At 72.3% G+C, this 12,003-nt stretch carries 8 protein-coding genes; 4 read left to right on the forward strand and 4 right to left on the reverse strand.

Translation table 11 applies throughout. The features are described from left to right. Positions 1-125: 125 nt before the first annotated feature. The 3 genes from C0216_RS25120 to nirD are packed head-to-tail and all read left to right on the forward strand — an operon-like array spanning position 126 to position 4,377. Positions 126-1,481 (forward strand): NAD(P)/FAD-dependent oxidoreductase, encoded by a 1,356-nt coding sequence (locus tag C0216_RS25120; protein WP_114057475.1) that lies wholly within the window; start codon positions 126-128, stop codon positions 1,479-1,481. A 2-nt stretch (positions 1,482-1,483) separates the two neighbouring features. After that, positions 1,484-4,033: a nitrite reductase large subunit NirB gene (gene nirB, locus C0216_RS25125; protein WP_114057476.1), complete on the forward strand. Its 2,550-nt coding sequence runs from the start codon at positions 1,484-1,486 to the stop codon at positions 4,031-4,033. Continuing rightward, complete coding sequence (gene nirD / locus C0216_RS25130; protein ID WP_114057477.1) at positions 4,030-4,377, forward strand: nitrite reductase small subunit NirD; 348 nt, start codon at positions 4,030-4,032, stop codon at positions 4,375-4,377. The genes nirB and nirD overlap by 4 nt, the downstream gene beginning before the upstream one ends. A 27-nt stretch (positions 4,378-4,404) precedes the next feature. Here nirD and C0216_RS25135 read toward each other — a convergent pair whose 3' ends face one another. The 4 genes from C0216_RS25135 to dusB all read right to left on the reverse strand — a co-directional run bounded on the left by C0216_RS25135 (position 4,405) and on the right by dusB (position 10,819). After that, on the reverse strand, positions 4,405-4,812 hold the full coding sequence (locus C0216_RS25135) for a VOC family protein (protein ID WP_114057478.1): 408 nt from the start codon (positions 4,810-4,812) through the stop codon (positions 4,405-4,407). A 330-nt stretch (positions 4,813-5,142) separates the two neighbouring features. Beyond that, a complete protein-coding gene (locus C0216_RS25140; protein ID WP_114057479.1) occupies positions 5,143-6,201 on the reverse strand; it encodes an ArsR/SmtB family transcription factor in 1,059 nt (352 codons plus the stop codon). A 390-nt stretch (positions 6,202-6,591) separates the two neighbouring features. Continuing rightward, positions 6,592-9,300 carry a pyruvate, phosphate dikinase gene (gene ppdK / locus C0216_RS25145; RefSeq protein WP_114057480.1) on the reverse strand — a complete coding sequence of 903 codons (2,709 nt, stop codon included), beginning with the start codon at positions 9,298-9,300 and terminating at the stop codon, positions 6,592-6,594. Positions 9,301-9,676: 376 nt separating this feature from the next. Beyond that, complete coding sequence (gene dusB / locus C0216_RS25150; protein ID WP_216827108.1) at positions 9,677-10,819, reverse strand: tRNA dihydrouridine synthase DusB; 1,143 nt, start codon at positions 10,817-10,819, stop codon at positions 9,677-9,679. Positions 10,820-10,938: 119 nt separating this feature from the next. Between dusB and C0216_RS25155 the strand changes: the two genes are divergently transcribed. Beyond that, positions 10,939-11,991 carry an aldo/keto reductase gene (locus C0216_RS25155; RefSeq protein WP_114058899.1) on the forward strand — a complete coding sequence of 351 codons (1,053 nt, stop codon included), beginning with the start codon at positions 10,939-10,941 and terminating at the stop codon, positions 11,989-11,991. The last annotated feature ends 12 nt before the right edge of the window (positions 11,992-12,003 follow it).

Genomic DNA, 12,003 nt, shown 5'->3' on the forward strand with positions numbered 1-12,003 from the left:
GGTTGGGGGCCTTCCGGCGGCCCGGAGCGGCCTCACGGCGGGTCCGGCGCGGCGCTGAGGCAGGCGTTCCGTTCGGGTAACAAGCGTGATGCCGCGGGGAAACAGCCTCCCCGCACGCTCGTGCCATGACCTCGGAACAGCAGCGCGTGGTGGTGATCGGCGGCGGTCTCGCGGGCCTCAGGCTCGCGGAGCGGCTCGGCGGCTCCCCGGCCGTGCGGGTCGCCGTCCTCGGCGAGGAGCCGCACGTCCCGTACAACCGGGTCCTGCTCGCCGAGGTGCTGGCGGGCCGGTACGCCCCGGAGGTGGCGGCGCTCCCCGAGCCCGGAGCGGTACTGCGGCGCGGGGTGCGGGCGGTGAGGATCGACCGGGCCGACCGGACGGTGCACTGCGACGACGGCAGCACGGAGCCGTACGACACCCTGGTGCTGGCCACCGGCTCCAACCCGGTGCTGCCGCCGCTGCGCGGCCTGTTCGACCCCGGCGGCGCGCCCGCCGCGTCGGCCCCGGGCCGGGAACTCCCCGACGGGGTGCACGCGTTCCGCACCATGGACGACTGCCTCGCCCTGTCGGCGGCGGTGGCAGCCGGGACGGCCGTGCGCGCCGTGGTGATCGGCGGCGGCCTGCTCGGCGTGTCCGCAGCCCGCGCGCTGGCCGAGCGGGGCGCCCAGGTCGTCCTCGCCCAGCAGGGCGAGCGGCTGATGGAGCGCCAGCTGGACGAGGGCGCCGCGGCGCTGCTGCACGCCCACCTGGCCGGCCTGGGCATCGAGATCCACACCGAGTGCCGGGTGCGCGGACTGACCACCGCCCCCGTCCCGGCCGGATCCGCGGCCGGGCCCGGGCCCGCCGGCCGGCGCCGGGTCACCGGCGTGGAGCTCGCCGACGGCTACCGGCTCGACGCCGACGTCGTCGTCCTGGCCTGCGGCGTACGGCCCCGCACCGGCCTGGCCCGCGCGGCCGGCCTGGAGGTCCGCACCGGCATCGTCGTGGACGACCTGCTGCGCACCGGCGACCCGGCGATCCACGCCATCGGCGACTGCGCCGAGCACGCCGGCCGCGTGTACGGCCTCGCGGGTGCGGCGCTGGAGCAGGCCGACGCCCTCGCCGCCGTCCTGGCCGGCACCGCGCCCGGCCCCCACCCGCCCCGCACCGGAGGCCCCGCGCCTTCGACCGCGCCCGCATCCGCGCCGCCGCAGTACACCGGGACGCGCGCCCTCACCCGCCTCACCCTCTCGGCGGGCGGCGGGGGCACCCTCGACCTCGCCGCCTTCGGCGAGACCGACGCGCTCCCCGGCGACGACGTGCTCCGGCTCTCCGACGCCACCCGCCGCACCTACCGGAAGGTCGTCGTCCGCGGCGACCGCCTCGTCGGCGGCGTCCTCCTCGGCGAACTCTCCAGCGTCGCGGCACTGGCCCGCAGCTGGGAGGACGAGGAGGCCCTGACCGACCTGTTCCACCTGATCACCGACGACGGAGGCTCCTGATCATGGCCGCACCCACGCCCACCCCCGCCATCGTGCTCATCGGCCACGGCATGGTCGGCCAGCGCTACCTGGAGGCACTCGCCGAGCGCGGGGCCACCGCCACGCACCGGATCACCGTGCTGTGCGAGGAGCCCCGGCCGGCGTACGACCGCGTGCACCTCACCTCGTACTTCTCCGGCACGACCCCGGAGGAGCTGTCCATGACGCCCGCCGGGTTCATGGAGCAGCACGGCATCGACCTGCGGCTCGGCGACCCCGCCGAGAGCATCGACCGCAAGGCCCGTACCGTCACCTCGCGGTCCGGGAGCGTGATCCCGTACGACGTGCTCGTCCTGGCGACCGGCAGCTATCCGTTCGTGCCGCCCGTGCCCGGCAAGGACGCGCCCGGCTGCTTCGTGTACCGCACCGTCGAGGACCTCCTCGCGATCGAGGAGTACGCCAAGACCCGCACCACCGGCGCCGTCGTCGGCGGCGGGCTGCTCGGCCTGGAAGCGGCCGGCGCCCTCCAGGGCCTCGGGCTGTCCTCCCGCATCGTGGAGTTCGCGCCGCGCCTGATGCCGGTCCAGGTCGACGAGGGCGGCGGTGCGGCCCTGCTGCGCACCATCGAGGCGATGGGCCTGACGGTCCACACGGGCGTCGGCACGCAGGAGGTCCTCACCGGGCCGGACGGGCACGTGCGGGGCATGCTCCTGTCCGACGGCTCCACGGTCGACACCGAGCTCGTCGTCTTCTCCGCGGGCGTCCGGCCCCGCGACCAGCTGGCGCGCGAGGCGGGCCTGTCCGTCGGCGAGCGCGGCGGCATCGCCGTGGACGCCCGCTGCCGCACCTCCGACCCGCACGTGTACGCCATCGGCGAGTGCGCGCTGGCCTCCGACGGCCGCGTGTACGGGCTGGTCGCCCCCGGCTACGAGATGGCCGAGACCGCCGCCGAGGACCTGCTGGGCCGCGACAAGGAGTTCACCGGCGCCGACCTGTCGACCAAGCTCAAGCTCCTCGGCGTGGACGTGGCCTCCTTCGGCGACGCCCACGGCACGACCGCCGACTGCCTCGACGTCGTCTACTCCGACTCCCGCTCCGGCGTCTACAAGAAGCTCGTCGTCTCCCCCGACGGGGTCCTGCTCGGCGGCGTCCTCGTCGGCGACGCCGACTCCTACGGCCTGCTGCGCCCGCTGACCGGCAGCGTGCCGCCCGTCAGCCCCGACCAGCTGGTCCTGCCCGCGGGCCTCGGGCCTGCGACGCAGCTGGGCCCCTCCGCGCTGCCCGACTCCGCGGTGATCTGCTCCTGCCACAACGTCACGAAGAAGGAGATCACCGCCTGCACCACCCTCCCCGAGGTCAAGAAGTGCACCAAGGCCGGCACCGGCTGCGGCAGCTGCGTCAAGGTCATCGGCCAGCTGCTGCCCGCCTCCACGGACAAGGGGCTGTGCGGCTGCTTCCCCTTCACCCGCGCCGAGCTGTACGAGATCGTCCGGACCCGGCGGCTGACCACGTACGAGCAGCTCCTCGACGGGCACGGCCGGGACTCGGCGCGCGGCAGCGACGGCTGCGACGTCTGCAAGCCGGCCGTCGGCTCGATCATCGCGTCCCTCGCGCCGACGCTCGGCGCCAGCGGGTACGTCCTGGACGGCGAGCAGGCCGCCCTGCAGGACACCAATGACCACTTCCTCGCGAACCTCCAGCGCAACGGCTCCTACTCGGTCGTGCCGCGCATCCCGGGCGGGGAGATCAGCCCGGAGAAGCTCATCGTGATCGGCGAGGTCGCGCGGGAGTTCGGGCTGTACACGAAGATCACCGGCGGGCAGCGGATCGACCTGTTCGGGGCGAGCGTGGACCAGCTGCCGCGGATCTGGGCGCGGCTGGTGGACGCCGGCTTCGAGTCCGGGCACGCGTACGGCAAGGCGCTGCGGACCGTGAAGTCCTGCGTGGGGCAGACGTGGTGCCGCTACGGGGTCCAGGACAGCGTGCGGATGGCGATCGACCTGGAGCTGCGCTACCGGGGCCTGCGCGCGCCCCACAAGCTGAAGTCGGCGGTGTCCGGGTGCGCCCGCGAGTGCGCGGAGGCGCAGAGCAAGGACTTCGGGGTGATCGCGACGGCGAACGGCTGGAACCTGTACGTCGGCGGGAACGGCGGGGCCACGCCGCGCCACGCCGACCTCCTCGCCCAGGACCTCTCGGACGCCGAACTGGTGCGGCTCATCGACCGGTTCCTGATGTTCTACATCCGCACCGCCGACCGGCTGGAGCGCACCTCGGCCTGGCTGGACCGGCTTGAGGGCGGCCTGGACCACCTGCGGGACGTGGTGGTCCACGACTCGCTCGGCCTGTGCGCCGAACTGGAGGCGCTGATGGCCGACCACGTCTCGAACTACCGCGACGAATGGGCCGAGACGCTGGAGGACCCCGAGCGGCTGCGCCGGTTCGTCTCGTTCGTCAACGCGCCCGGCGCCCCGGACCCCACGGTCCGGTTCGTGCCCGAGCGCGACCAGGTCAAGCCCGACCTGGCCGTACTGGACCGGCAGCTGCCGCTGGAAGTTGTGGGAGGCACCCGATGATGACCGTGGAACTCAAGGTGGACGAGGGCTGGCTGACGGTGTGCGAGCTGTCCGAGATGACGCCCGGGCGGGGGGTGGCGGTGCTGCTGCCGGACGGGGGCCAGGCCGCGGTGTTCCTCGGCCGCTCGGGGTGGACGTACGCCGTCGACAACCGGGACCCGTTCACGGGGGCGTCGGTGCTCTCCCGGGGGCTGGTCGGCTGCGTGGAGGGCAGGCCGTTCGTGGCGTCGCCGCTGCTCAAGCAGCGCTTCGACCTGGAGACGGGCCGGTGCCTGGACGACGAGGAGGTGGCGGTCCGGACCTACCCGGTGCGGACCGCCGCCACCTCCACCGCCGTCGCCTGAGGGCCGCCGCCGGGGCGGCCGGCCGGCTCATCCCCGGACGGCGGCCGGGTCCATCCACACGATCTCCCAGGTGTGGCCGTCGAGGTCCTCGAAGGCCCGGCCGTACATGAAGCCGTGGTCCTGCGCGGGCCGCGGCTCGGAGGCCCCCCCGGCGAGGGCGGCCCCGACGAGGGCGTCGACCTCGTCGCGGCTGTCGGCGCTCAGGCAGAGCAGCGCCTCGGTGCTGGTGGCGGTGTCCGCGATCGACTTGTGGGTGAACTCCTTGAAGCGGGCCTCGGTCAGCAGCATGGCGTAGATCGTGTCGCTGATCACCAGGCAGGCGCCGCGGTCGTCGCTGAACTGCGGGTTGCAGGTGTAGCCGACCTTCTCCCAGAACGCCTTGGCCGCCTCGAGGTCCTTGACCGGCAGGTTCACGAAGATCATGGTGGCGGGCATCGCGGTTCCTCTTCCCTCGTGCGGCGCGCGGCCTGTCCGGCGCCGTCGAAAGGGAGACCGGGGGGCCGCGGGGAACTCATCGCTCCCCGCGGAACTTTTTTCGAGCCGCCCGCGGGCGGGGGCGGGCCGGTCACGCAGCGCTGCCGGAAGGCGGCCCCGCCCCGGCGCGGGGGCACTGCGGGGCCGACGGCCCGAGTGTCCGGAAATCGCCCTCACAGGACCGGCCCCGCGCCGGTATCCGAACGCCGCTCCGCGGAAATCGGTGCCCGGGGGCCCGTACGGCGCACCGCCCCGGACCGCGGCGGTCCGGGGGCCGGGCACTCGCGCCCGCTAAGAGGCGACCGCGCCGCCCTTGAGGAGGGCGGCCCCGAGCGGCGTCACCGTGTGCAGCACGGCATTTCCGCGGCGCAGCGTGGTGACCAGCCCGGCCTCCCGCATGACGCACGCGTGCTGGCTCGCCGAAGCGAGGGAAACACCGGCCCGTCGGGCGAGTTCGCTGGTGGTCGCCCCGTCGCCGATGGCGCGGAGGACGACGGAACGCGTGTGCCCGACGAGTTTGCCGAGGGTGCGCTGGCGCTGCTCCTCCAGGGGGCGAATCGATTCGCTTCCGGCGGCCGCCGAGACGAGCTGCGCCGCGGCCGGGTAGACGAGCACGGGCGGCAGCTCCGGGTCGTGCAGCGTGACAGCGGTGCGCCGGCAGAAGAACGACGGCTGGAGCAGCAGCCCGCGCCCGCACAGCCGCACGTCGCGGTCGACGGGGTAGTCGCACTCCAGGACGGGCGCCCTCCAGCGCAGCATCGGCGGCAGGGAGGCGAGCAGCTCGTCCGCGCCGCCGTCGAGCAGGGCGCGGCCCCGTGCGGCCCGCTCGGCCTCGATCTGGGCCTGGATGTGGGTCCAGTACGGGGCCACGGCCGCGCGGTGGTAGCCGCGCAGCTCGGCGAGGAGCCGCGGCAGGTGCGCCTCGGTGTCGTCCATGAGCTCCCGCAGCCGCCGCGGCACGGCGCCGTCGGCACCGCCGGAGGCGCCGGCGCCCGGCGGCATGCCGAAGGCGGCTCCCACGCGCGCGCCGGTGCCGAGCAGGGCCAGCTCCCGCCGGATCCGCTCGGGCTCCAGGCCGCGCAGCGCGTCGAGGCCCACGTCCCAGCCGTACTGCCCCTCGGCGGGCGTCAGGAAATCCGGGAAATAGCCGCGGCTCGGTATGAGCGCGCCGAGCAAGCGTGTTTCACTATTCAACCTGCTGCGGGTTTCCGTACGCCAATCACCGAAGAGACGTGCATCACGCCGGTCTCTTAAGCGGTGAAAACTCAGAATCGTTTCCCACAACGCATCGGGACGCCCTGCCATCCGTACGCGTGCCAGGTCCACTCCAGTGAAATGGATACGCAGCACCGAACCCCCACCTGTGCAACCGCAATCCCCCCGCCCCATGAGTATGCACGCCGTCACACGACGTCACCACGCCCTTTCGGCCACAGTTGAAACCCCTTTCGGCGAGGGCGTGACAACCGAAATGCTGTACTCCGCCAGGCACACTCCGGCGCGACCGAAACGCTCCGTGAAGGCCGTGGGGGGCTTTGCGGGGCCTGGCGGTCGGTCGCACCGGGAAGCGCCGACGTGCCTGGCGGATTGCCGGCAGGCGGTGGACGGGTGGGGATCCGTCCACCGCCTGCTGGCGTATGGATTTGTTGAACGGCAAAAGAAATGCCCGCCTGCCCTCGGGCGTCAGGGAACCCGGGGGCAGGCGGACGGTTTCGGGCGGCCCTTGGGGGGCCGGGCGGGTCAGCGGCTGTCGCTGCCGGCGGACTCGGCGGCCGCGCGGCCGGCCTCCAGGCGCGCCACCGGAATCCGGAACGGCGAGCAGGAGACGTAGTCCAGGCCGACCTCGTGGAAGAAGTGGACCGACTCCGGGTCGCCGCCGTGCTCGCCGCAGACGCCGAGCTTCAGGTCGGGGCGGGTGGCCCGGCCGGCCTCGACGGCGCTGCGGACCAGGGAGCCGACGCCGTCCTTGTCGATGGTCTCGAAGGGCGAGACACCGAAGATGCCCTTCTCCAGGTAGGCGGTGAAGAAGCTGGCCTCGACGTCGTCGCGGGAGAAGCCCCACACGGTCTGGGTCAGGTCGTTCGTGCCGAAGGAGAAGAACTGCGCGGCCTCGGCGATCTGGGCGGCGGTCAGCGCGGCGCGGGGCAGCTCGATCATCGTGCCGATGGTCAGCTTGAGGCTGGTGCCGGTGGCGGCCTCGACCTCGGCGATGATCGCGTCGGCCTCCTCGCGGACGATCTCCAGCTCCTGGACGGTGCCCACGAGCGGGATCATGATCTCGGCGCGCGGGTCGCCCTTGGCGTCCTTGCGTACGGCCGCGGCCTCGGCGATCGCCCGTACCTGCATGGCGAACAGGCCGGGGATGACCAGGCCGAGGCGGACGCCGCGCAGGCCCAGCATCGGGTTCTGCTCGTGCAGCTTGTGGACGGCCTGGAGCAGGCGCAGGTCGTTCTCGTTGTGGTCCTTGCGGGCCTCGGCGAGGGCGACGCGCACCGACAGCTCGGTGATGTCGGGCAGGAACTCGTGCAGCGGCGGGTCGAGCAGGCGGACGGTGACGGGCAGGCCGTCCATCGCCTCGAACAGCTCGATGAAGTCCTTCTTCTGGAGCGGCAGGAGCTCGGCGAGGGCGGCCTCGCGCTCGCCCTCGGTGTCCGCGAGGATCAGGCGCTCGACCATCTCGCGGCGCTCGCCGAGGAACATGTGCTCGGTGCGGCACAGGCCGATGCCCTGGGCGCCGAAGCGGCGGGCGCGCAGCGCGTCCTCGGCGTTGTCGGCGTTGGCGCGGACGCGCAGGCGGCGCACGCGGTCGGCGTAGGCCATGATCCGGTGGACGGCCTGGACGAGCTCGTCGGCGTCGTCGGCGCCGGCGTGCATGCGGCCCTCGAAGTACTCGACGACCGGCGACGGCACGACGGGCACCTCGCCGAGGTACACCTTGCCGGTGGAGCCGTCGATGGAGACGACGTCGCCCTCCTCGATGACCCGGTCGCCGACGGTCATGCGGCGGCGCTTGGTGTCGACGTCGAGCTCCTCGGCGCCGCAGACGCAGGTCTTGCCCATGCCGCGGGCGACGACGGCGGCGTGCGAGGTCTTGCCGCCGCGCGAGGTGAGGATGCCCTCGGAGGCGATCATGCCGTCGAGGTCGTCGGGGTTGGTCTCGCGGCGGATCAGGATGACCTTCTCGCCGGAGCGGGACCACTTGACGGCCGTGTAGGAGTCGAAGACGGCCTTGCCGACGGCGGCGCCCGGGGAGGCGGCGATGCCACGGCCGAGGAGCTCGGTCTTCGCGTTCTCGTCGAAGCGCGGGAACATCAGCTGCGCGAGCTGGGCGCCGTTGACGCGCTGGAGGGCCTCGGCCTCGTCGATCAGGCCCTGGTCGACGAGCTGCGTGGCGATGCGGAAGGCGGCGCCGGCGGTGCGCTTGCCGACACGGGTCTGGAGCATCCACAGCTGGCCGCGCTCGATCGTGAACTCGATGTCGCAGAGGTCCTTGTAGTGGGTCTCCAGCGTCTCCATGATCTGCATCAGCTGGTCGTAGGACTTCTTGTCCAGCTGCTCCAGGTCGGAGAGGGGGACAGTGTTGCGGATGCCCGCGACGACGTCCTCGCCCTGCGCGTTCTGGAGGTAGTCGCCGTAGACGCCCTGGTGGCCGCTGGCCGGGTCGCGGGTGAAGGCGACGCCGGTGCCGGAGTCGGGGCCGAGGTTGCCGAAGACCATCGAGCAGACGTTGACGGCGGTGCCGAGGTCGCCCGGGATGCGCTCCTGGCGGCGGTAGAGCTTGGCGCGGTCGGTGTTCCAGGAGTTGAAGACCGCCTCGACGGCGAGGTCGAGCTGCTCGCGGGCGTCCTGCGGGAACTCGCGGCCGGCCTCCTTCGCGACGATCTTCTTGAAGACCGTGACGAGCTTCTTCAGGTCGGCGGCGTCGAGGTCGGTGTCGACGGTGACCTTCTTGGCCTCCTTGGCGGCGTCGAGCGCCTCCTCGAAGAGCTCGCCCTCGACGCCGAGGACGGTCTTGCCGAACATCTGGATGAGGCGGCGGTAGGAGTCCCACGCGAAGCGCTCGTTGTCGGCCTGGGCGGCCAGGCCCACGACGGAGGCGTCGGAGAGGCCGATGTTGAGGACCGTGTCCATCATGCCGGGCATGGAGAACTTGGCGCCGGAGCGGACGGAGACCAGCAGCGGGTCGTCGGACTGGCCGAGCTTCTTGCCCATCTTGGCCTCGAGGGCGGCCAGGTGGGCGCTCACCTCGTCGCGGAGCTCGGCCGGGGCCGCGCCGCTCTCGAGGTAGACCTTGCAGGCCTCGGTCGTGATGGTGAAGCCGGGAGGGACCGGAAGACCCAGGTTGGTCATCTCGGCGAGGTTGGCTCCCTTGCCGCCGAGAAGGTCCTTGAGGTCGCGGTTCCCCTCGGTGAAGTCGTAGACGAACTTCTGGTTCTTGTTTTCCGACACGGGTCTCGACTCCTCGAGGACTCGGTGGCTGCCCTGACGGCGAGGAACATACCCAGATCGAAGGCTTCTGGGTACGTCCACTTGGCCGTCATGAGCCTGTAACCACCCGCTCGCCACCAGATCGAAAGTAACCGATGGGTAGCCCGAACATACGAAGAGCGTTCACCTCCCGAAGGGGAGGGGGGCCACTGAGGCGTGTTTGCGCTCGGATGAGCGATCATCGATACATTTGCGTTCAAGAGTTGAACAAACAAAGGGTGGCACCCAGTGCCACCCTTTGGAAGTCTTAGCCGTGATTCTTGCGCTCATGTGAGCGCAACCCCACCCATGCGTGGCGTATGTCACGCCGCCGACGGCATAGTTTGTCAGCTGGTTCTCACCCTCCGGACGTGTCCAGTTCGGCGTCCTCGGTCACACCGGCACAGTCGTACGGGTCCTTCAGCCAGCCGTCGGGGAGGACAACCCGGTTGTTTCCGGACGTGCGGCCCCGCGGGCCGTCCGCACCCTCCGGCCACGGCTGGTCCAGGTCGAGCTCGCTCAGATGAGCATCGAGTTCCGCCAGGGACGAGGCGACGGCGAGCTTCTGGCGCATCTCGGATCCGACCGAGAAGCCCTTCAGGTACCAGGCCACGTGCTTACGGAAGTCGATCACCCCGCGGGACTCGTCGCCGATCCACTCCCCCAGCAGCCGGGCGTGCCGGACCATGGTCCCCGCGACCTCGCGCAGCGAGGGCCGGTGGAAGTCCTCGGGGCGCCCCTCGAAGGCCGCGACGAGGTCGTTGAACAGCCACGGGCGGCCCAGGCAGCCGCGCCCGACGACCACACCGTCGCAGCCGGTCTCGCGCACCATGCGCAGCGCGTCCTCGGCGCACCAGATGTCGCCGTTGCCGAGGACGGGGATCTCCGGGACGTGCTCCTTCAGCCGGGCGATGGCCTCCCAGTCGGCGGTGCCGCCGTAGTGCTGGGCGGTGGTGCGGCCGTGCAGGGCGATGGCGGTGACGCCCTCCTCCACGGCGATCCGGCCGGCGTCGAGGTAGGTGAGGTGGTCGTCGTCGATGCCCTTGCGCATCTTCATGGTGACCGGCGTGTCGCCGGCGCCCGCGACCGCCTCCCGGAGGATGGCGCGCAGCAGGTTCCGCTTGTAGGGCAGGGCGGAGCCGCCGCCCTTGCGCGTGACCTTGGGAACGGGGCAGCCGAAGTTCAGGTCGATGTGGTCGGCGCGGTCCTCCTCGACGATCATGCGGACCGCCTTGCCGACCGTGGCGGGGTCGACCCCGTACAGCTGGATCGACCGGGGCTTCTCGGACTCGTCGAACCGGATCAGCTGCATGGTCTTGTCGTTGCGCTCGACCAGCGCCCGCGTGGTGATCATCTCGCTCACGAACAGCCCCTTGCCACCGCTGAACTCGCGGCAGAGCGTGCGGAACGGGGCGTTGGTGATGCCGGCCATGGGCGCGAGCACCACGGGGGGCTGCACGGTGTGCGGGCCGATCGCGAGGGGCGGGGGGAGCGTGGTCATGCCCCCCATTGTCGCCCAGCCGGCCTCTCCGTCGCCGATACGGGTGACAGATATTGAAATCTGTCACCCGTCATGTCATTCTCGTTGGCATGACGACGAACGAGAGCACTTCCGCGACCATGACGACCACCCCGGCCGCTGCGGCGGCCGCCGCCGGGGCCCCCGGCGGGCCCGTGCGGTCCCTCGGCTCGACCGGGCCCGCCGTCTTCCCGCTGGGGCTGGGCTGCATGGGCATGTCCGCGCTGTACGGGGAGGCCGACCGCGGCGAGTCGCTGGCGACGATCCACGCCGCGCTCGACGCGGGCGTGACCCTGCTCGACACGGGCGACTTCTACGGCATGGGCCACAACGAGCTGCTGATCAGCGAAGCCCTGCGCACCGCCCCCGCGGCCGCGCGGGAGCGAGCGCTGACCAGTGTGAAGTTCGGCGCGCTGCGCACAGTCGAGGGCGGCTTCACCGGGTACGACGGCCGCCCCGAGGCGGTGCGGAACTTCCTGGCCTACTCGCTGCAGCGGCTGGGCCGGGACCACATCGACATCTACCGGATCGCCCGCGTCGACCCGGCGGTGCCGATCGAGGAGACGGTCGGCGCCATCGCCGAAGCCGTCGAAGCGGGGCACGTGCGGCACATCGGCCTGTCGGAGGTCGGAGCGGACACCCTGCGCCGAGCCGCTGCCGTGGCTCCGATCGCGGACCTCCAGATCGAGTACTCGCTGATATCCCGCGGCATCGAGCGGGAGATCCTGCCGACCGCGCGGGAGCTCGGCATAGGCGTCACGGCGTACGGGGTCCTCTCCCGCGGCCTGCTCAGCGGGCACTTCACGCGCGACCGGGAACTGGCCCCGGGCGACTTCCGCGGGATGAGCCCCCGCTTCCAGGGCGAGAACCTCGACCGCAACCTCGCCCTCGTCGAGGCCCTGCGCACGGTGGCCGACGGCAAGGGCGTCAGCGTGGCCCAGACCGCCATCGCCTGGGTGCTCTCCCGCGGCGGGGACATCGTGCCGCTGGTGGGAGCCCGCCGCCGCGACCGGCTCGCCGAGGCACTGGGTGCCATGGAGGTGGTGCTGTCGGCGGCCGACCTCGCGGCCGTCGAGGAGGCGGTCCCGGCCGGAGCCGCAGCCGGCGAGCGCTACCCGGCCGCGCAGATGGCCCACCTGGACAGCGAGCGCTGACTCGGCGGTACG

The sequence above is a fragment of the Streptomyces globosus genome, from assembly GCF_003325375.1.
GTDB classification, from domain to species: domain Bacteria; phylum Actinomycetota; class Actinomycetes; order Streptomycetales; family Streptomycetaceae; genus Streptomyces; species Streptomyces globosus_A.